Genomic DNA, 19702 nt, shown 5'->3' on the forward strand with positions numbered 1-19702 from the left:
TCAAGCCGCCAGGTTGCGGAAGCGGGTGAACTGCGGCTCAAACAACAGCTTGACTGTGCCCACCGGGCCGTTGCGGTGCTTGGTCACGATCACTTCGGTGATGCCCCGGTCGGGGGTTTCCGGGTTGTAGTACTCGTCTCGGTAGATCATCAGCACCAGGTCGGCGTCCTGCTCGATCGAGCCCGATTCGCGCAGGTCACTGAGCATCGGGCGCTTGTTGGTGCGCGATTCGACGCCGCGGCTCAGCTGGGAAAGGGCGATCACCGGCACGTTGAGCTCGCGGGCCATGCCCTTGAGGCCCCGGGTGATGCGGCTGAGCTCCTGCACCCGGTTGTCGGGGGTGGAGCCCTCCATCAGCTGCAGGTAGTCGATCACGATCAGGCCCAGCTCCTTGCCTGTTTCGGCCATGAGCCTGCGGCAGAGGGAACGCATCTCCAGCACGCCGGAGTTGGGTTTGTCGTCGAGGAAAAGGGGCAGCTGGCCGAGGCTGTTAATGCCCTGGCCCAGCAGGGGCCACTCCTCCTGTTGCAGCCGGCCGGTGCGCAGCCGTCCGCTTTCGATGCCCACCTCCATCGACAGCAGGCGGTAGGTGAGCTGCTCCTTGCTCATCTCCAGGGAGAACACACACACCGGCAGCTGGTGCAGCTGGGCGACGTTTTTGGCGATGTTGAGCACGATTGAGGTTTTGCCCATCGCCGGCCGGCCGGCCACAATAATGAGGTCGCTGCGCTGTAGGCCCTGGGTGATGGCATCAAGGTCGTAGAAGTTGCACGGGATGCCGGCCACGGCGGTGCCCAGTGAGCGGCTCTCGATCTCGTTGAAGGTGCTGGTGAGGATCTCGGCTGTGGGGGTGAGGCCGGTGCTGGGCTTCTCCTGGCTGATCGCGAAGATCTTTTGCTCGGCCTCATCGAGCACCTGCTCCATCGGCTTGCTCTGATCAAAGCCCAGGGCGATCACCTCGTTACCGGAGCGAATCAACTGGCGCCGCAAAAACTTGTCCATCACCAGGCGAGCCACCTGGTCGATCGAGGCTGTCGAGGTGATGCGCTCCACCAGCTCCACCAGCCGGCCCTGACCGCCAACCTTCTCCAGGACACCGGTGTCCGCCAACCAGGCGCACATCGCCGTGAGGTCGGTGGGTTTGCCCTGGCTGTGCAACATCACCGCCGTGCGGTAGATCTCGCGGTGGGCGCCGAGATAAAAGGCCTCGGCCTGCAGCACGTCGGCGATGCGGCCGATGGCGTCTGGGTCCAGCAGGATGCCGCCCAGCACGGCCTCTTCGGCTTCGAGGTTCTGGGGCGGCACCGAATCGGGCAGGGCCTCAAAACGGGCTTCCGAGCGCCCGTCTGAACGGGATTCGCGGCTGCTGGATTGGTTGAGGGGAACGCTCACCATGATCTTGGGGGCGCTTAGCCAGGAGGGCAATCTTGAGCGCCGCGGCGCTATTTGGCCACCCCACGGGCCCTACCGGTGGGGGTTCAACACACAAGCTGCCCTATCCCTGGGGTTTCAACTGCTGACTTTGGCCTCAGAAGCTGGCGACTTCCAGGTTGAGCTCGGCGGTGACTTCGGGGTGGAGTTTCACCTGGACCTTGTAGGAGCCGGTGCGGTGGATTTCGGGCACCGTGATGTCGCGGCGATCGACCTCTTTCTTGGTGGCAGCTTCGATCGCTTCGGCCACGTCACCGTTGGTAACGGTGCCAAACAGCACGTCGTCGCCGCCAGTCTGCTTCTTGACCGTGAAGCGGCCGATCGTGTCGAGGGCGGTGCGGAAGGCGATCGCCTCAGCCTTGAGGGCAGCCTGACGCTCCGCCTCCTTGGCGCGGCGCGCTTCCACCTGGCGCAGCACAGCTGCAGTGACGGGCTGGGCCTTGCCGGTGGGAACCAGGAAGTTGCGGGCGTAGCCGGGGGCTACTTCCACCAGATCACCGTTCTTTCCCAGGCTGAGAACGTCGGCGTTGAGGACGACTTGAACGCGCTTAGCCATGGCAAATAATTAGGAGATTGATCAAGACCCGATCTAACACCTTAAATCAGGGGGTGATCAGGCCTCAGGTCCGCTGAGGTGCAGCGGCTGCGGGCAGGCGTACGTGCTTGGCCAGGCCCAGGAAGCGCATCAGGCGGATGTGCTGCCAGGTGAGATCGATTTGGGGGCCAAAGCCGTGGCGAGCCGAGTGGGGAAAGGCGTGGTGGTTGTTGTGCCAGCCCTCGCCGAAGGTGAGCGCCGCGACCCACCAGTTGTTTTTGGAGCCGTCACCGCTGTCGTGGGCAACGCTGCCCCAAAGGTGGGTTGCTGAATTCACCAGCCAGGTGCAGTGGTAAACAACGACCAGGCGCAGGGGGATGCCCCAGAGCACCAGGGCCCAGCCACCAGCGCCAGTGGCGGTGCCGATCCAAAACAGCAGGGCCGCTAGGGGCGCCTGCAGCAACAGGAAATTGGTGTTCAACCAGCGGTAGTAGGGATCTCTGGCGATATCGCCGGTGAACCTGGGCACGGCAGCCATGGCGGGGATGGGCTGGAGCATCCAGGCCATGTGGCTCCACCAGAAGCCCTTCAGGCTGGTGTGGTGGTCCACTTCCGTATCGGAAAACTTGTGGTGGTGGCGGTGCAGGCCCACCCAGTCGATCGGACCGTGCTGGCAGCTGAGGGCGCCGCAGGTGGCGAAGAAACGCTCCAGCCACTGGGGTACCCGGAAGGCACGGTGGCTGAGCATGCGGTGGTAGCCGATCGTCACGCCCAGGCAGGCGGTGACCCAATAGAGCACCAGGAAGCTGGCCAAGGCCGGCACGCTCCAGAACTGGGGCAGCAGGGCAACCAGCGCCAGCACATGGATGACGGCCATGAAGCCGATGGTGACCCAGGGGGTGGTTTTCGACCCCTGGGTGCTAGCGGCTTCGCCATGGCGCGGCCGGTGCAGGGCCTCGGCGCGGCGCTGGCCGCTGACGCCTTGGTTGATGAAGGCGGGCTTGCGGGTGGCAAGGCGCTGGGTGGCTGGTGCGCTGGGACTAACTGGTGCGGCCATAACGGACCGACTCCATACTGATCGGTAGAATAGTAGCAATACGGATCCATATCGCGTGGGATACCGGGAAGATCTCCTATCGGGCCGGGTCGCTTTTGCCCATCTGATCAAGGTGTGGCACGAGCGCAACGGCTGGTCGCACCGGGTGTTGCCGGCCCTGGCTGAGGTCCTCGATCTGGGCCGGGTCCACAACTCCCAGCTCTCAATGCTGCGCAACGGCAAGCTGGCCTCCCCCGGCCCGGAGGTGTTCCTGGCCCTTGGTCGTATCAATCAGCTGCTGGCCCGCGAGGTGCGTGGCGGCAGCCTGGGCGACGGCCTGCGCCAGCGCCTGGCCGACAGCCCCGAGCTGGTGGCGGCCCTGGAAACCTCCGCCCTGCCCGTGCAGGACGAGGGCGCTCCGGTGCTGGGGCCCGGCGAACTGCTGGAGGTGTTTGTGGGCCTGCGCCAGCCGCCGGTGGCCTTTGATCTGCGTATCGATGAAGCCGAGGCGGTGCCCTTGAGTGCGGCCCTGGCCCAGTTGTTCACGGCGGGGCGGCCCTGGCGTTTGTGCCGCGAGCCGGTGCTGGCTGCCTATACGGTCGAGAAGCGGCAGCGGCGGGAGCGGTTTGCCGAAGTGATGGCAGGCCAGCGCGATTTTTCGGCAGCTGAGCTCGATAGCGAACTCCCAGATCTGCGCCTCACCCTGGCTCGGCTTGGGGCGACGGGTGAGGCGGAGCTGGAGCCGGATCAGTTTCTTGAGCTGCTGCGCCAGCAGGCCAAAGCCATGGGTTTAACGGCTACCGGCGCCATGGCAAAACTGGATCTAGCCGCTGCAATTAGGCAGCAGCTCCAGGCTCCGCCAGTCAGCCCTCAGGAGGGGTTGTAGCTCGCTTCCCGCACTCGCTTGGCCCAGCCCAGCTTGCGCAGCAGCTTGATGTGCTGCCAGGTGATGTCGAACTCAAACCAGCGCAGGCCGTGGCGCGCTGAGTGGGGGAAGGCGTGGTGGTTGTTGTGCCAGCCCTCGCCGAAGCTCAAGATTGCCACCCACCAGCAATTGCGCGATAGATCCGGTGAATTGAAGTTGCGGTAGCCGCAGAAGTGGGTGGCGGAATTCACCAGCCAGGTGACGTGATATACGATCACCAGGCGCAGCGGGATGGCCCAGAGCACCAGGCCCAGGCCGCCGCCATGGACGCCGGCCAGCTCGCCATACCAATAAAGAGCGGCGCCGAGGGGCAGTTGCAGCAGCAGAAACCAGCGATCCAGCCAGCGGTAGAAGGGGTCGCGCTGCAGGTCGCCGGTGAGCCTGCCCACGTGTTGCAGGGCCGGGATTTCGTGCAGCATCCAGTCGCTGTGGGCCCACCACAGGCCCCGGGCCGCGTCGTGGTGGTCGTTGGGTTGGTCGGAATACTTGTGGTGGTGGCGGTGCAGTCCCACCCATTCGATCGGGCCGCTCTGGCAGGCCAGGGCTCCCATCAGCACCAGGAGGTGCTCCAGCCACAGGGGGGCACTGAAGCTGCGGTGGGTCAGCATCCGGTGCAGACCCAGGGTCACCCCCAGCACGGTGGTCCAATAGAGCACCGCCAGCACCACCACGGCCTGCCAGCTCCAGAAGCGCGGCAGCAGGGCAAACACCGCACCCACGTGCATCGCCAGCATGAAGCTGGTGGTGCCCCCCTTGAACTTGCGCTGGCGGCCCGGCAGGGGTTGGCGCCTTTCGGATACAGCAGCGCGGATGCGCTGATCCTCAAGCGCGCTGGGTGTGGCCGCACCCAAAACTTGGGCCGAATCGGTGCTGACTACCAAAGAACTCTCCGGGTGGTGCTCGCCCGATTCACGCCTGGGCAGCGGAGGAAATCTAGCTAGGCGTCGCCCGGCAACATGGGACTCCCTGAGGGATAGGCAGATGGCGGATGCAGCGGAGGCCTTGGCCCGTCAGGCCGCCGAGCGGGTGGCCGCTGCCGTGGCCGCCACTGCCGCTGCCGCCGCCCACCACACCAGCCAGGTGCAGCCGCGGCTGGCCCGGGTGCTTGAGGCTTTCGCCGCTGAGCGGCTCGGCACCCAGCACTTCGCTTCGGTGAGCGGCTACGGCCATGGCGACCAGGGCCGGGAGGTAATCGATCGGGTGTTTGCCCGGGTGCTGCAGGCGGAAGCCGCGGCCGTGCGACTCCAATTTGTCAGTGGTACCCACGCCATAGCAGCGGCGTTGTTTGGTGTGCTGCGCCCCGGCGACCGCCTGCTGGCCCTCACCGGCCGCCCCTACGACACCCTCGAAGAGGTGATTGGCATCCGCGGTAGCGGCCAGGGCTCCCTGGCGGAATTCGGCATCGCCTACGCCGAGCTGGCGCTCACCGATGCAGGCCTGGTCGATTTCGACGGCCTGGAGGAGGCCCTGGCGCTGCCCACCCGCATGGTGCTGATCCAGCGCAGTTGCGGCTACAGCTGGCGGCCGTCCCTGTCGGTGGCCCAGATCGGCCTGCTCTGCGAGCGGGTAAAAGCGCTCCAGCCCGGCTGCGTCGTGTTTGTCGACAACTGCTACGGCGAGCTGGTGGAGGCCCAGGAACCCACGGCGGTGGGGGCCGATCTGATTGCCGGCTCCTTGATCAAAAACCTCGGCGGCACCATCGCCCCCACCGGCGGTTACGTGGCCGGCCGGGCTGAGTTGGTCGAGCAGGCCTGCTGCCGGCTCACGGCGCCCGGCATCGGCGGCGAAGGGGGCACCAGCTTCGACCTCAACCGCCTGCTGGCCCAGGGGCTTTTCCTGGCTCCCCAGATGGTGGCTGAGGCCCTGATCTGCAGCGAGCTGGTGGCGGCCGTGTTCTCGGATCTGGGCTACGCGGTGCAGCCCCTGCCCGGTGCCCCCCGCAGCGATGTGATCCAGGCGGTGCGGCTCGGCGATCCCGAGCGGCTCAAAACCGTTTGCCGGGCCTTCCAGGCCGCATCACCGGTGGGCGCCTACCTCGATCCGGTGCCGGCGCCGATGCCCGGCTACGCCAGTGCCCTGGTGATGGCGGGCGGCACCTTCATCGACGGCAGCACCAGCGAGTTTTCCGCCGATGCGCCGCTGCGGGAGCCCTACGTGCTGTTTGCCCAGGGCGGCACCCACCGCGCCCATGCCCAGATCGCCCTGGAACGGGCCCTGGTGGCACTGGCGCAGGCAGGCCACCAGGTCTGATTACGCAGATCTCGCCGCTGGTTATCACTCCAGGGCCGACAGACTGGCGCCACCTTGCTGCTGCGTGATGGCGCTCCCCATCCCCGGTGATTGCCGCTACGCCGACAGCCACGAATACGTGCGCCCTGAGGGCGAGAGGCTGCGGCTGGGTCTGAGTGCCTTCGCCGTCGACCAGCTCGGCGACATCGTGTTTGTCGAGCTGCCTGCAGTGGGCGCCAGCCTTGTTCAGGGGGCCAGTTTTGGCACCGTTGAATCGGTGAAGGCGGTGGAAGATCTGCTGGCGCCGGTGAGCGGTGTGGTGCTGGCCCGCAATGAGGCGGTGCTCGCTAGCCCGGAGGAGCTGCAGAACGATCCCTACGGCGAGGGTTGGCTGCTGGTGCTCCAGCCAGCTGATCCGGCCCAGCTCGCTGGCCTGCTGGATCCGGCCACCTACTCGGCCAAGGTGCAAGGCGCCTGATGGCAGCTGCGGACGCACCAGACCTCTCTTTTATTGGGCGCCATATCGGTCCGAGCGCCGCTGAGCAGCAGCGGATGTTGGCGGAACTCGGAGCGTCCAGCCTCGAGGCCCTGGCCGCCCAGGTGGTGCCCGCCGATTTGCTTCTAGATCCGGCGGCCTCGGCTGCGGGTTTGCCCGAGCCCTGCAGTGAGGCCCAGGCCCTGGCCGAACTTGCCGAGATCGCTGCGGCCAACCAGCTGCAGCGCAGCTTGATCGGCCAGGGCTACTACGGCACCGCCACGCCGGCGCTGATCCAGCGCCAGGTGTTTGAAAACCCCGCCTGGTACACCGCCTACACCCCCTATCAGGCCGAAATTGCCCAGGGCCGGCTTGAGGCCCTGCTGAATTTTCAGACCCTGATCAGCGAGCTCACCGGCCTGCCGATCGCCAATGCCTCCTTATTGGATGAGGCCACCGCCGCGGCCGAAGCCATGGCTATGGCCAGCGCTGTCTGCAAGCGCCCCGCTGCAGTGCGCTTTCTGGTGGATCGGGCCGTGTTCCCCCAGACCCTGGCGGTGCTGCAAACCCGGGCCGAGCCCCTGGGCATCCAGCTCGAGCTGGTGGCAGCCGAGTCGCTGGCTGCAGCCCCCCTGCCAGCGGATGCTTTTGGTTTGCTGATCCAGCTGCCTGGCCGCCAGGGCCGGCTCTGGGATCCCAGCGAACTGCTGGCTAGCGCCCGCCAAGCCGGGCTGATCACGGCTGTGGCGATCGATCCCCTGGCCCAGGTGCTGCTGGAGCCGGTGGGTCACCTCGGCGCTGATATCGCCGTCGGCAGCGCCCAGCGCCTGGGGGTGCCGCTCGGTTTTGGTGGTCCCCATGCCGCTTTTTTTGCCACGGGCGAGCAGTTCAAGCGCCAGATCCCCGGCCGCCTGGTGGGGCGCTCGCTGGATGCGGCAGGCCAGCCGGCCCTGCGCCTGGCCCTGCAGACCCGCGAACAGCACATCCGCCGCGACAAGGCCACCAGCAACATCTGCACCGCCCAGGTGCTGTTGGCTGTGATGGCTGGCTTCTATGCCGTGCACCATGGCCCTGATGGCCTCGAGGCGATCGCCCGGCGCTTGCTCAGCCTGCGGGCGGACCTTGTGGCTGGCCTGGAGGCCCTCACTCTGCCGGTGTTGCCGGGCCAGGGTTTTGACACGGTGTGGCTGCCCCTGCCTCCGGATCAGGCCGAGGTGCTGGTGGCCGCTGCCCTGGCGGCCGGCTTCAACCTGCACCAGGCAGAAGATGGCGTTGGCATCAGCCTTGATGAGCTGAGCAGCGCCGCGGAGCTGGAGCGGCTGCTGCTGGCGCTGGCTGGCTGCGCTGAGCCCTGGCGGGAGCTGGGCAACAGCCCGCCTGCTGGCCCGGCCATGCCCCTGCGCCAGCAGCCCTGGTTGCGGCAGAGCGTCTTCCACCGCTACCGCAGTGAAACCGAGCTGTTGCGCTACATCCAGCGCCTTTCAGCCAAGGATCTATCTCTGGTGCACGGGATGATCCCCCTTGGCAGCTGCACCATGAAGCTCAATGCCGCCGCCGAGCTGGCGCCGGTGAGCTGGCCGGCCTTCAGCCAGCTGCACCCCTTCGCCCCGGCTGAGCAGGCCGCCGGATACCAGCTTCTGGCGGCGGATCTGGAGCGCTGGCTGGCGCTGATCACCGGTTTTGCCGGTGTGTCGCTGCAGCCCAATGCCGGCTCCCAGGGGGAATATGCCGGCCTGCTGGCGATCCGGGCCTGGCACCGCAGCCGGGGGGAAGCCCATCGCACCGTTTGTTTGATTCCCACCAGCGCCCATGGCACAAACCCAGCCAGCGCCGTGATGGCTGGCCTGCAGGTGGTGGCGGTGGCCTGCGACGAGGCCGGCAACATCGATCTCGCCGACCTGGAGGCCAAGGCCGCTGCCCACGCCGAGCAGCTGGCGGCGCTGATGGTCACCTATCCCTCCACCCACGGCGTGTTTGAGCCGGCTATTCGCCGTATCTGCGAGCTGGTGCACGCCCGCGGCGGCCAGGTGTACCTCGATGGTGCCAACCTCAACGCCCAGGTGGGCCTGTGCAAGCCAGGCCTCTACGGCGCCGATGTCTGCCACCTCAACCTGCACAAGACCTTCTGCATTCCCCACGGCGGCGGCGGCCCCGGCGTGGGCCCGATTGCGGTGGCATCCCATCTACTGCCTTTCTTGCCGGGTGCCGTAGGGGTTGAGTGCGGAGGGGTGGGGCCTGTGGCTGCGGCACCCCTGGGCAGTGCTTCGATTCTGACTATCAGCTGGATGTACATCCGCATGATGGGCGGCGCGGGCCTGCGCCAGGCCAGCCAGGTGGCCCTGCTGGCCGCCAACCTGCTGGCCGCCCGCCTGGAGCCCCACTTCCCCGTGCTCTACCGGGGCATGGGCGGGCGCGTGGCCCACGAGTGCATCCTCGATCTGCGGCCGCTCAAGCGCAGCTGCGGCCTGGAGGTCGATGACCTGGCCAAGCGTCTGATGGACTACGGCTTCCATGCCCCCACGGTGAGCTGGCCAGTGGCGGGCACGGTGATGGTGGAACCCACGGAAAGCGAGTCGCTCGCTGAGCTCGACCGCTTCTGCGCGGCCATGGTGGCGATCCGCCAGGAGGCCGCGGCGCTGGAGGCCGGCAGCGCCGATCCCCTCAACAACCCCCTCAAGCGAGCCCCCCACACCCTGGCCGCCGTGACTGCCGACCACTGGGACAGGCCCTATACCCGCCAACAGGCGGCATTTCCGGCTGGTGAGGATCAGCGCCTATCGAAGTTTTGGCCGGCGGTGGCCCGGATTGACAACGCCTACGGCGATCGCAACCTGGTGTGCACCTGCCCGAGCATGGAGGAGCTTGCAGGGCAGGCGCTGGCAGAGCAGGAACTGGCCCAAGTGGTGCCAGCTGCCACTGTTCTTTAGTGCCGTCATGACGCACACTGTGCGGGCTTGACGCCTCTTAACAGGCAAAATCAGCGCCTAAGCCATTCATCTTCGGGACCATGAAGGGCAGCAACGACGGAACTGGTACAGGAACGGGCCAGGTGCTTCGGGTGGAGGGCACCAACGTGGTGCGTGTTCCTTTTGGTGTGCGTCGCTCCCGCCGCCCCCGTCCCCAGCGCCCCGATCACTGGGCCACCCTGGTGCTGCCTTTTCATATCCACCACGATCCAACGCCACCCCCCCAGGCAGCTTGAAGTCGGGTTTGGCTAAATCAAGCTGCTTAAATTGCTTCGCCCAAGCGCCAATCAACTAGGGCTTTGACGTCAGCCAGCGAGCTGGCGGGGGCCCGAAATGGCAGCAGATGCATGGGACTGCGCTCCGGGCGCACCAGCCAGGTGAAATCGGCCTGGGGAATTAGCACGAACCCCCGATAACGCACCGTTGCCCGCACCCCGCGGGGATGGTTGCCAGTTGAGGCGATAGCTGTGCTGGCGCTGGCCATCCCTGGGGTCAAAACTGCAGCCATTGCAGCGGGCTTGCGGCAAATTTGCGGCCGTTTACTGAATTGCTTTGGGATTGCCGTTACACCCTGCAAAAAGCCTGGGCGGGTCTAGTCCTAGACCCCTGAAACCCCTTTGGAGCACTGGGTTTTTGTTCTGTTGCCCTCGTCGTAGCGATAGGTGAAGAAGGTGTGCTGGGCTACAAAAATTGCAGCCCGGTTGGGGTATCAAACGCCCAGAAGTTGGGGTTCCCGGTAGGGCACGAAGCTGGCCTTGCGGGCGCCGCAGATCGGGCAACGCCAGTCGTCGGGGATCGCTTCAAAGGGGGTGCCCGGAGCGATGCCGGAATCGGGGTCGCCGGCGGTGGGGTCGTAAATCATCGAGCACAGTTTGCAGATCCACTTGCCCGCTACGGGCTCGTCTGCCTCTCCGGCCACCCCCTTGCCCTGCAGGGCTTCGAGGGCGATGCCGTAGCGCTCGGCGTGGTGCTGCTCGATCGGCGTCAGCAGGCCGAAGTTTTTGGCGGCGGTGCGAAAGATGCCGGCGTGCTGCTGTGATTCGTCGATCTGCTCCTGGAATTCAGCTGCGGCTTCGCCATCGCGATCGATGCGGGCCTGGTCGGCAAACTCCGGATACATGGTGGTGTACTCGTAGGTTTCGCCCTCGATTGCGAGCTCCAGGCAGCGGCTGAGCAGGGCCTGCTTCTGCTCGCCGGAGAGGTTGGCGGGATCGTCGATGACGAGTTCGGGATGGAGCAGCCGGAAGTGGGCGAAGGCGTGCTCTGTTTCCTGGGCAGCGGTATCGCGAAATAGCTTGGCCAGCTCGGGGTTGCCGACCTGCTTGGCCACCTCCGCGAAAAATAGGTATTTGCGATTGGCCATGCTCTCGCCGCCAAAAGCAGCTTCAAGATTGGCCTTGGTGCTGGGCTTGGCGATATCCATGGCTTGGCAGGTGTTGCAGTTGATGGAGAGTTTAGCTTGCCCGAAGTCGAAACGACTATGAGTTAGCCCTGCTGGCGTGGCTCGATGGCCCCGGGACTTGCGGTTCTCAGTAGTTGGCGCCGCTGCGGCGCTGGTGCACGGCCGTGGTGGCACTGGCATCTAGCACGCCGCCCTGGCTCACCTGGGCATACAGCAGCCAGTGGTCGCCGCATTCCATGCGCTGCTGCACCGTGGCGTCCAGCCAGGCGAGGGCCTCAGGTAGAAGCGGTTGGCCGCTGGGGCTGTGCTCGAGCTCCAGGCCGGCGAAGCGGTCGGCGCCTGGGGCAAACGGCTGCAAAAACTGTTTCATCGGTCCGGTTTCACGCCCTGCGGCCAGCACGTTGAGAGCAAAGCAATCGCCGACGTGCAGTAGGGCCTCCACCGCCCGGTCTTTCGCTACGGCCACGGTGAAGCCTGGTGGCGAGAAGCTGGCCTGGCTCACCCAGCTGGCTACCATGGCGCTGCTGAGGCGGTTCCCCCCCTCCCCTTTGCTGGTGGTGAGCACGCACAGGGAGCCCACCACCCGGCCCAGGGCCTGCACTGCTGGATTGCTGCGGCTCTCGCTGAGGCCGCCACTGGCGCTTCGGCGTTGCACCTTGCGCTGTTCGCTCTGCAGTTGGCGGCCCAGGGCGGTGCCGGTTTCTTCGATGGCTTTGAGGCTGGCCGCATCGGGGCTGAACTTCACCTTGATCGGTTCAAAGGCGAAGTGGAAGCCGCCATCGCGCAGCTTGCTCTCCAGCAGATCCAGGGCTTCACCGCTCCAGCCAAAGCTGCCAAAGACCCCAACCGGCTTGCTGCGGTCGCCCTCAGCTAGCACCGTGCCCAGGGCTGACACGATCGGTGTGGGGGCATGGCCGCCGAGGGTGGGAGAGCCGATCAAGATTGCATCGCAGCTGCGGATCGCCGCCAGCAGCTGCTCAGGTGGCGTGAACTCGCAGTTGATGCTCTCCACCCGCACGCCGGTGCGGGCGACCCCCTGGGCGAGGGTATCGGCGATGGCGGCCGTGTTGCCGTAGGCGCTGGCAAATAGCAGTGCCACCGATAGGCGCGCCCGCTCCTGGGTTGCGCCCCAGCGGTGGTAGTCGTTGAGCAGGCTGCGCCAGCTCTCGCTGATCGCCGGCCCGTGGCCGGGGGCAATGGTGCGGATGTCGAGTGCTTCGAGCCGCTCCACCACCGACTCCACCTGGCGCGCCATCGGTGCCATCAGGCAGTCGTAGAAGTAGCGGCGGTCTTCCTCACTGCTGCTGCGGTTGGCTTCAGCGAAGCTCTCGCTGCAGAGGTGGGCCGCGAAAAATTTGCCGCTCATCAGCAGGCCGCTGGTCTCCTCGAAGGCCATCAGCGCCCCGGGCCAGCGGGGGGTGGGGGTGGGAATCAGGCGCAGCACGTGGCCATCGACGAGGTTGCGGCTGGCCTCCTGCTTCACCACATCGATCCGAGGCAGCGCTGGGATCGGCTCTGGGGTTGTTTCGCTGCCGGGGGCGGCCGGTTTCTGCAGGTTCCAAAGCTCTTCGAGCAGCTTGGCGCCGGCGTTGGAGCTAACCAGCAGCAGCTTGGGCCAGCGGGCCGCCAGTTGGTGCAGCAGAGCTACCCGATTGGGGTTGACGTGACCCACCACCACCTTCAAGGGGGCCTCGGCCGGCACCAGCTTCGCCAGCTCCGCCAGGAAGGGCTCGGCAAAGGAGGCCCCGGGGGGATGGACCAGCAGGGGCACCTGCTGGAACAGGAAGCTGTTGGCGGTGGTGCCGCGCTCCAGGCCGTATTCCACCTCGAAGCGCAGCCGGGTGGGGCTCAGCCCCTTGAGGCAGATCAGCCCCGGCTCGATGGGGAGCTGGATCACCCGACGCTCCAGGTTTTTTGCGCCCATGGTTCGCCCTTTGGGGAGGAGAGGACTCTAGAAAGACAGTCCGACCGATTTGTTTACTTGCCCCATCGATGGAGCGTCCTTAACGTTCTGGTAGCAGGCTCGACTTTTCATCGAAGAACCATTTTCCTTTGGCGATAGTTTTCTCCTTACAGGGGATGCAAGTCGTTCCAATGGCGGCTTCTCTGAACGGCATGCCTGGTCGCGCCCTGATCCCCTGCTGATTGGACTGGAAGCCCCCCTGAGTGGGGACCAACGTGCCAATGGTCGCGACATGTGGCGTGGCGCCAAGCTCGCGGCGGAGCAGATCAACCTTGAGGGAGGCATCCTCGGCCGGCGCGTCAAGCTGCTGCGTGCTGACGACCAAGCCGATCCTGAGCGGGCCCTACCGGTAGCGCGTAGCCTGCGGCGCCGTGGCGCCGATGCCGTGATCGGTCCCTACAACTCAGGTCTGGGCGTGATCAACCTGCCCTGGTATGTGGATCAAAAGATCCTGCCGGTACATCTCACCTCCACTAACCAGACAGATGGCCTGGGGGTGACTGTGCAGCCTAAGAATGATCAGATTGCACCTGTTGATATTGCCTACATCACCTCCCGCCAGGTGAAGCGTGTGTCGATGTTGGTGGATCCCTCTGATTTCACCAGCGACCTGGCCGATCAGGTGGAGAAGGGGCTCAAGGCCGATGGGGTCGAGGTGAAGCGCTTCAGCATCACGCCCGGTAGTGCCGACTACCAGGCCGAGATCGCCCAAGCCCTCGCCAGCAATCCCCAGCTGGTTTATTCGAGCAGCTACTACCCGGAGGGCAGCAAGATCGCCCGCGCCCTGGTGGCCAGCGGTACCTCTGCTGAGCCCTTCATGTGCCTCAGCAATGTGGATGCGGCCTTTGTGACTGAAGCGGGCCTGAAGGTGGCCCGCCGCTGCACCTTCAGCGGCACGCCTGAGTCGGCCCAGCTCCCCGACGCCCAGAACTATGTGAACGCGTACAGGGAACGTTTCGATCGCGAACCCAACGTTTGGGGTGCCTTCACTTACGACTCACTCAAGCTTCTGGATAAAACGATGGAGGAGGTCGGTAGCACCCGCTACAAGACGGTTCTGGACCAGTTGCGGCAGACCAAGGGATACGAGGGGCAGACCGGACGCATCAGCATCGACCCGATCACGGGCAACCGCGTGAAGGTGCCGGTGTTCGCCTTGAGGGTCAACGGGCAGGGTGACTACGTTATTAAGGACGACACCTAAATCAAGGACGACACCTGAGCATCAGTAGTGGTTCCCCACTTTGCGGTGGTGCACCGCGGTGCTGGCTTCGGTGTCGGCCACGTTGCCCTGCTCCACCTCGGCATAGATGATCCAGTGGTCGGGGCCTTCTAGGCGTTGCACCACGCGGCAGCCCAGGTAGGCCAGGGCATCACCGAGCACCGGCCCGCCAGTGGCGGCGCCCTCGAGGGTGCTTACGCCGGCGAAGCGGTCGGCGCCGGGCGGGAAGCGCTTGAGGAAATGGCGCAGCAGCTCCTGGTGGTTGTCCTCCCGCAGGATGTTGAGCACGAAGCGATCATCTACTTGCAGCAGCGCCTCGATGGCCCGGTCTTTGGCTACCGCCACCGTGAGGCCGGGGGGCTCGAAACTTGCCTGGCTAACCCAGCTGGCCACCATCGCTGAGCTGCGCGTCCCCTCCGGTGTCTCCTGCCGCGCTGTCACCACATACAACCCCCCGGATAGGCGACCCAGCGCCTTGTCGAGATCGGCATCGAGAGACTTCATCGCGGCGATTGTCTTCTCCTTGGTGAGCAGCTGACCCAGGTCAGTGCCGGCTTCCTCGCAGCGCTGATAATCGTTTCCGCCAGGCACCTGGCGCACCCGCAACGGTTCAAAGGCAGTTTTCTGGCCGAGGCTGCGCAGCTGGCTTGCCACGGTGTCGATTGGTTCGTCGTCGCCGCCGAAGGCGTCGTAGCTGCCCACCCACTGCTTTGGCTTGAGGGCCGCCAGCAGGGTGCCGATCGCAGCCTGCAGCTCGGCATCGGGCCGGGCTGGCCAGGTGGGCACCACCACGGCGCTGGCTTCACCGATCAGAGCACTGAGCTCCTGGGCGTCGGTGGCGCGCAGATCCACCAGCTGCACTGCAGCGCCGGCCTTGCCGATGCCGCGGGCAATCGCCTGGCTGAGCCGGTCACAGAAGCCGTATTGGCTCAGATAGCAAACGGCTGCATAGTTTTCGCCCGTGCTGCGCCGAGAACTCCACTCGCGGTAGTCGCCCAGCCACAGGCCAAGGTGGTGGCGCAGCAGCGGCCCATGGCCCACCGCCACTGTGCTGATCTCCGGCAGGCCATCCATGCGCTTCAAGGCCTGCAGCACGCTGCGGGCGTTGGGGCCCATCAGGCAGTCGTAATAGAAGCGAAAGTCGGGCGCGATCGCCCCCGGATCCACATCAAATAGGTCATCGGAGCAGTAGTGCAGGCCGAAGGCATCGCAGGTGTAGAGGATGCCGGTGCCGTGGTCGAAGGAAAAGATCGTGTCGGGCCAGTGCAGGTTGGGGGCGCTGAGAAACTCGAAGCGGTGGGCCACGCCACTGGTGGGGTTGGTGCCCAGATCGAGCTCTTCGCCGCTTTTCACCGCCCGGCTTTTGAAGGGCCGGTGCACCTGATTCTCAAGAAACTGGATCGCCACCTTGGAGCCCACGATCTCGATCTCGGGGTTGAGCTCGAGCAGGTGGGCGATCAGGCCCGAGTGGTCGGGCTCTGTGTGGGAAACGATCAGGTGATCGATTGCTTTTGGGTCGATCTGCTCCTGCAGCAGCGGCAGCCAGGTGCCTTCAAATTTGAGGTGGCTGGTGTCGATCAGGGCGGTGCGCTCGCCCCGCACCAGGAAGCTGTTGTAGGTGGTGCCGTTGCGTAAGCCAAACTCAATATCGAAGCGGGAGCGCTCCCAGTCGAGCGAGCGGATCGCGGTGGTGTCCGGGCCGATCGGCTCGCACTGCAGGCTGAGGCGGCTGCCACCCACCGCAGCAGGCGTGCTGCCGTTAACGGTGCCACTGGCCTGATTGGTGCCGTGGCTGGCTACTTCCATGGCTCCCTGATGGCTTTGATAGTGCAACTTTAGGCAGGCTCCATTGGGCTCGGTTTGTCCCAGGCCAAACCCAGCCCTGGGCCGGGGTTGGTTGCCAGGATCGCTAAGGATCTCCATCTCTATTTCCACTTTCACTTCCAAGCGGGTCACGGCCTGGATTGTCGATGCTGTGGCCCGCCTCCGCCTTTGTTGCCGGCGGGATCAGGTTTGAATTCTCGGCCCCCCAGGCTCGCTGGCTCAACACCGCTATGGCCTTGTGTCCTCGGGCGATCGGCCCAGTTGCTCGCTGTCCATGCGCCGCATGCGCTGGTGCTGTTGTTGCTGCCGTTCGGACTGGAGCGTGCGTTGAAGGGATTCACACTGCAAGGCCAATTCGCGGATCAGCGCTTGCTCGAAGATCGGCGACACATCGATGAGTTCACTGAAGCCGGTGTGACTGAACACCAGGGCGCTGCAGCCCTGGGAGGCGGCCACGAATCTGGCCTTCGCCGCACTGCCGTGATCACCGAAGTAATCGGCCAGCCCAACGATCGAGCCCCCGCGATGCTCGGCGAGCGTTTTCGGGGCCGAACCCGGCACCAGGCTCTCCCGTTGCTCGCAGCAGCCATCGAGAATTATCAGAACCCCAGCGCTTGGTAGCTCGATGGGATCCCCCTGACGCCACTGCTGCAGGCTGCAGAGGCGATGGAGGGCCAGCAGGGCGCCGGGTTCGAGGCGCTGGATCAGGGGCTGTTCGGCGATCAGCGTGAGGATCTCGCGGCTCGCCAGCTGCTCGCCCTGCAGAAAGGCCGTCAGCGTTGCGCTGGTCGGCAGGCCGGTGCGGGGTGCCTGAGTCAGGCGTTCGGAGCGCGGGGCGTCTAGCTGGCGCAGCACCATCAGGGCCCACAGCGACACGCTGGGGTCGGTATCCAGCCAGAGCCCTTCCAGTATTTCCCCTGCTGCTGGTAAGGGGGACAGCTGGAGGGGGCTCAACGTCACTCCATCGAGCCAGGTGTTGATCGCCGTGGTGGTGTCATCCTCAGCGGCCAGGAAGGCCAGCACATTGGGCGAGAGGCCGCGCAATAGGGCTAGGCAGGCTTCATCGGGCCGGTGCTCCTCACGGGCGGTAAGGCCACTGCGGATCAGGGCCACCAGGTCGGGGAGGAAACGGGCGATCTGGCGGTCGAGACTGAGTACCAGCGGCGCGGCCAGGGGCAGCCGCTGGCTCATTTCAGCGAGGCTCTCTCTGCGGGCCATGGCCTGGTTCACGAGCTGCAATCGCTGGCTGAGCTGCCGTTCGCCGAATTGGGATCCGGGGCCGAAGTCGTTCAGCAGCTGGGCCCAGCTGTCGTCATCGAGACCACTCTCGATCTGGATGCGGTTGAGCCGCCCGCGTCCGTGGGCATCGAGGCGATCGATATGCAGAACCGTGGATCCGCTCAGGAGCAGCAGGTCTTCGATCTCCTGGGCGGCAGCGTTGCGGCAGAGGTTGAGGCCGGCAAGGTCCTCGGCACTCAGGCTGGTGATTCGTGCGTCTTCGCTGGTAAGGATCTCCAGGGCGCTCTGGTGATCGGCATCATCGAGCCCCAGGCTGGTGCGTAGGTCGACCAGGGCCTTGAGGGAGGCGGTGCGATCCAGGCGCCCCTGGCTGATCAGATCCCTCAGCACATCGAGGTAGATGCTGCGGCGTTGGGAGGTTTCCTGCACCGGCAGGGCATTGGCCAACACGAACACCTCCCCCGGGCTGAGATCGTCCAGTTGGCGCCCGGCCAGCAGGGGTTGAAGATCAGGTCCGAGCCTGGCCAGCCGCCGCCGCAGGCTGGTGCTGGTGCTCTCCCGTTCGTAGAGGCCGCGGTCGCGATCCCAGTTGCGATAAAGCCACACCGAGCTGATAGCCACGATCACCAGATTCAGCGAGAGCAGCGTTGTGCCGCTGTCGAGCAGATTGCCCTTGAAGAAGAAGTAGGTGTTGATCGCCGTGAAGGTGGCCAGCAGCCGGGTGCGGTGGATCGCCCGTTCCTTCGCCAGCTCAGGGGCGGCGGAGCTGAGCTGGTTCCGTTGCAGCTGTTCGATCTGGTGGAACAGCCGTTCCGACACGACGCCCCCCGCGCTGAGCAGGGCCGGCACGGCAAGCAATCGCGGCAGCTGGGGCCAGCCCGCCGGCAGCAGCGATTGCCACGCCATGGCTGCCAGGCGGCCGTCGTAGGTGTACAGGTTGCTGCGCAGGTAGTCGATCCCATGGCCGCTGGCTTCGGCTGGGGCGTCGCTCTGGATCAGCAGAAAGAACGCCAGGATCAGGCCTGGGTAGGAGTACCAGGCCCAGGCCATGCCCCGCTTGCCGCTCAGGCTCTGCCAGTAGGTGCGCTCGGCATCGATATCGAAACAGGGTTTGGCGCAGGCCACGCAGGTACTGATGTCCTGGCCCTGGGCTCCCACCGTGCGGCACATCGACTGGGTCGTTTTGCTGCCGCCGCTCAAGTGGGCCTGGGAGCTGAGCAGGCTGCGCGGTCCGCTGAGGATCTGCTGGGCCGGAGCGAACGGACAGAGGTACTGGCAGAAGGTTTTGCCGCCGTAGGCCCAGCCGCTGATCAGGGCGGCCAGCAGGGAGGCTGCAAACAGCAGGGCCATGATCGGCCCGTTGCTGTTGGCGATCAGCAGCCGCAGGCTCAGGCCGGCGATCAGCAGGCTCCACTGCAGCTGGATGTGGTGGCGCGCCAGCCAGGACGACTCCGAAATCGCCGCCACCTGGGGCTTGCCGGCGCGGTTCAGCACCGTGCGCTGCCATCCCAGCGCCCGGAATAGCTGGGAAACAAAGGACAGCGGGCAGATGCGCCGCCAGAGTTCATGGCTGAGCAGCACCGCCAGGATCACCAGCGGCAGGCCGACATTCCAGAAGAGGTCGTTGCCGATGCCGGGACGGCAGATGGTCGCCTCCCGGCAGGCGATGGAGCGATAGGCAGGGCCTAGTTCCGGCCTCAGCAACAGAGCGAGCAGCCCGAGCCAGCCGAGTAGCAGGGCCCAGCGGGCGATCCGCGCCTGCGCTTCAGGCCAGCGGTTGAACCAAGTGATCAATCTGGCTTCCCGCCGATGGCAAGGGTTTCAGTTCATCCTGATTTGTTTTTTGGGATTGGCAATTAGCCGAGTGTCTGCAGGGCCCAACAGTCGTCGCAGGCGACGGCCATAAAAAAGGCCCGGCGGGTCGGCCGGGCCTGGGAGGGTTCTCTTCTCTCTCGTGTCCGCTCGGCCCTGATCAGCCCTCCACCTGCACCTGAACCGTGGTGAGGTTCTGGGCCTTTGGTGCCGTCACGGTGAGCAGGCCATCGCGGTAGTGGGCTTGCAGGCTTTCGCGGTTGATGCCGCCGGGAAAGCGGAAGCTGCGGCTCCAGGTGCCGTAGCGGAATTCGCTGATCAAGGAGGTCTGTTTGGCGACCGGGGGAGAGCCATCGGGGCTTGGCTGGCGGCGCTCGGCGTTGATCACCAGGCTGCGGTCGGTGGCCTTGACGTCGATCGAGGTCTTATCGACACCGGGAAGCTCCAGGGCGATTACATAGGTGTCGTCGGTTTCGTGCACCTCGGCGGCCGGCACTCGCTCGGCGGCGGGACGCTCGGCAGCGCGCAGTTGTTGCTCGAGTAACTCGAAGGGGTGTTGGTGCAGGGTGAGCATCGGATGTTCTCCGGGACACAGCCAATGTGCTGCGGCCAGCCGGGCGACGGCAGGGGGCAGACCGCCCGA

General features: G+C 65.6%; 16 protein-coding genes. 6 read left to right on the forward strand and 10 right to left on the reverse strand.

Annotated features, from left to right (window positions below; translation table 11 throughout):
• From dnaB to KBY73_RS02110, 3 genes are all read right to left on the reverse strand, one after another.
• Window positions 1-1395, reverse strand: a complete 1395-nt coding sequence (dnaB, locus tag KBY73_RS02100; RefSeq protein ID WP_254935439.1) for a replicative DNA helicase — start codon at window positions 1393-1395, stop codon at window positions 1-3.
• 133 nt (window positions 1396-1528) lie between these two features.
• Window positions 1529-1987: a 50S ribosomal protein L9 gene (gene rplI, locus KBY73_RS02105; protein WP_106502692.1), complete on the reverse strand. Its 459-nt coding sequence runs from the start codon at window positions 1985-1987 to the stop codon at window positions 1529-1531.
• A gap of 64 nt (window positions 1988-2051) precedes the next feature.
• Window positions 2052-3023, reverse strand: coding sequence for a fatty acid desaturase (locus KBY73_RS02110; protein ID WP_254935440.1), 972 nt, complete (start codon window positions 3021-3023; stop codon window positions 2052-2054).
• Between the two features lie 55 nt (window positions 3024-3078).
• Between KBY73_RS02110 and KBY73_RS02115 the strand changes: the two genes are divergently transcribed.
• Window positions 3079-3888, forward strand: coding sequence for a hypothetical protein (locus tag KBY73_RS02115; RefSeq protein WP_254935441.1), 810 nt, complete (start codon window positions 3079-3081; stop codon window positions 3886-3888).
• On the opposite strand, the gene KBY73_RS02120 is transcribed toward KBY73_RS02115, so the two are convergent.
• Entirely contained in the window at window positions 3873-4778 is a 906-nt protein-coding gene (locus KBY73_RS02120; protein ID WP_254935621.1) for a fatty acid desaturase, read from the reverse strand. The genes KBY73_RS02115 and KBY73_RS02120 overlap by 16 nt on opposite strands.
• 130 nt (window positions 4779-4908) lie before the next feature.
• Between KBY73_RS02120 and KBY73_RS02125 the strand changes: the two genes are divergently transcribed.
• From KBY73_RS02125 to KBY73_RS02140, 4 genes are all read left to right on the forward strand, one after another.
• A complete protein-coding gene (locus KBY73_RS02125; RefSeq protein ID WP_254935442.1) occupies window positions 4909-6177 on the forward strand; it encodes a methionine gamma-lyase family protein in 1269 nt (422 codons plus the stop codon).
• Window positions 6178-6244: 67 nt separating this feature from the next.
• Window positions 6245-6634, forward strand: a complete 390-nt coding sequence (gene gcvH / locus KBY73_RS02130; protein ID WP_254935443.1) for a glycine cleavage system protein GcvH — start codon at window positions 6245-6247, stop codon at window positions 6632-6634.
• Window positions 6634-9558, forward strand: coding sequence for an aminomethyl-transferring glycine dehydrogenase (gene gcvP / locus KBY73_RS02135; RefSeq protein ID WP_254935444.1), 2925 nt, complete (start codon window positions 6634-6636; stop codon window positions 9556-9558). The genes gcvH and gcvP overlap by 1 nt, the downstream gene beginning before the upstream one ends.
• 80 nt (window positions 9559-9638) lie before the next feature.
• Window positions 9639-9833, forward strand: a complete 195-nt coding sequence (locus tag KBY73_RS02140) for a hypothetical protein (protein ID WP_254929651.1) — start codon at window positions 9639-9641, stop codon at window positions 9831-9833.
• Between the two features lie 26 nt (window positions 9834-9859).
• On the opposite strand, the gene KBY73_RS02145 is transcribed toward KBY73_RS02140, so the two are convergent.
• The 3 genes from KBY73_RS02145 to KBY73_RS02160 form a co-directional block, all read right to left on the reverse strand.
• Complete coding sequence (locus tag KBY73_RS02145; RefSeq protein WP_261358696.1) at window positions 9860-10081, reverse strand: hypothetical protein; 222 nt, start codon at window positions 10079-10081, stop codon at window positions 9860-9862.
• Window positions 10082-10306: 225 nt separating this feature from the next.
• Window positions 10307-11020, reverse strand: a complete 714-nt coding sequence (locus KBY73_RS14970) for a rubrerythrin family protein (RefSeq protein ID WP_261349007.1) — start codon at window positions 11018-11020, stop codon at window positions 10307-10309.
• Between the two features lie 106 nt (window positions 11021-11126).
• The gene (locus KBY73_RS02160; RefSeq protein ID WP_254935445.1) at window positions 11127-12923 is read right to left on the reverse strand and encodes a diflavin flavoprotein; all 1797 of its coding nucleotides are present in this window, start codon (window positions 12921-12923) and stop codon (window positions 11127-11129) included.
• A 226-nt stretch (window positions 12924-13149) separates the two neighbouring features.
• On the opposite strand from KBY73_RS02160, the gene KBY73_RS02165 reads away from it, so the two are divergent.
• Window positions 13150-14166: a branched-chain amino acid ABC transporter substrate-binding protein gene (locus KBY73_RS02165; protein WP_254935622.1), complete on the forward strand. Its 1017-nt coding sequence runs from the start codon at window positions 13150-13152 to the stop codon at window positions 14164-14166.
• 21 nt (window positions 14167-14187) lie between these two features.
• Here the strand turns inward: KBY73_RS02165 and KBY73_RS02170 are convergent, their stop codons facing one another.
• From KBY73_RS02170 to KBY73_RS02180, 3 genes are all read right to left on the reverse strand, one after another.
• Window positions 14188-15990: a diflavin flavoprotein gene (locus tag KBY73_RS02170; protein ID WP_254935446.1), complete on the reverse strand. Its 1803-nt coding sequence runs from the start codon at window positions 15988-15990 to the stop codon at window positions 14188-14190.
• Window positions 15991-16236: 246 nt separating this feature from the next.
• Window positions 16237-19041 carry a cyclic nucleotide-binding protein gene (locus tag KBY73_RS02175; RefSeq protein WP_254935447.1) on the reverse strand — a complete coding sequence of 935 codons (2805 nt, stop codon included), beginning with the start codon at window positions 19039-19041 and terminating at the stop codon, window positions 16237-16239.
• A gap of 178 nt (window positions 19042-19219) precedes the next feature.
• Window positions 19220-19633 carry an Hsp20/alpha crystallin family protein gene (locus tag KBY73_RS02180; protein WP_254935623.1) on the reverse strand — a complete coding sequence of 138 codons (414 nt, stop codon included), beginning with the start codon at window positions 19631-19633 and terminating at the stop codon, window positions 19220-19222.
• Between the last annotated feature and the right edge of the window lie 69 nt (window positions 19634-19702).

The sequence above is a fragment of the Cyanobium sp. Tous-M-B4 genome, from assembly GCF_024345395.1.
Taxonomy (GTDB): domain Bacteria; phylum Cyanobacteriota; class Cyanobacteriia; order PCC-6307; family Cyanobiaceae; genus Cyanobium_A.

What these genes read in the sequence shown, in the direction of transcription:
- KBY73_RS02160 (WP_254935445.1), bottom strand. Translation starts at nt 12,923, where the DNA reads ATGGGCGCAAAAAACCTGGAGCGTCGGGTGATCCAGCTCCCCATCGAG.
- rplI (WP_106502692.1), bottom strand. Translation starts at nt 1,987, where the DNA reads ATGGCTAAGCGCGTTCAAGTCGTCCTCAACGCCGACGTTCTCAGCCTG.
- KBY73_RS02140 (WP_254929651.1), top strand. Translation starts at nt 9,639, where the DNA reads ATGAAGGGCAGCAACGACGGAACTGGTACAGGAACGGGCCAGGTGCTT.
- KBY73_RS02125 (WP_254935442.1), top strand. Translation starts at nt 4,909, where the DNA reads ATGGCGGATGCAGCGGAGGCCTTGGCCCGTCAGGCCGCCGAGCGGGTG.
- gcvP (WP_254935444.1), top strand. Translation starts at nt 6,634, where the DNA reads ATGGCAGCTGCGGACGCACCAGACCTCTCTTTTATTGGGCGCCATATC.
- KBY73_RS14970 (WP_261349007.1), bottom strand. Translation starts at nt 11,020, where the DNA reads ATGGATATCGCCAAGCCCAGCACCAAGGCCAATCTTGAAGCTGCTTTT.
- KBY73_RS02170 (WP_254935446.1), bottom strand. Translation starts at nt 15,990, where the DNA reads ATGGAAGTAGCCAGCCACGGCACCAATCAGGCCAGTGGCACCGTTAAC.
- KBY73_RS02180 (WP_254935623.1), bottom strand. Translation starts at nt 19,633, where the DNA reads ATGCTCACCCTGCACCAACACCCCTTCGAGTTACTCGAGCAACAACTG.
- KBY73_RS02145 (WP_261358696.1), bottom strand. Translation starts at nt 10,081, where the DNA reads ATGGCCAGCGCCAGCACAGCTATCGCCTCAACTGGCAACCATCCCCGC.
- gcvH (WP_254935443.1), top strand. Translation starts at nt 6,245, where the DNA reads ATGGCGCTCCCCATCCCCGGTGATTGCCGCTACGCCGACAGCCACGAA.
- dnaB (WP_254935439.1), bottom strand. Translation starts at nt 1,395, where the DNA reads ATGGTGAGCGTTCCCCTCAACCAATCCAGCAGCCGCGAATCCCGTTCA.
- KBY73_RS02110 (WP_254935440.1), bottom strand. Translation starts at nt 3,023, where the DNA reads ATGGCCGCACCAGTTAGTCCCAGCGCACCAGCCACCCAGCGCCTTGCC.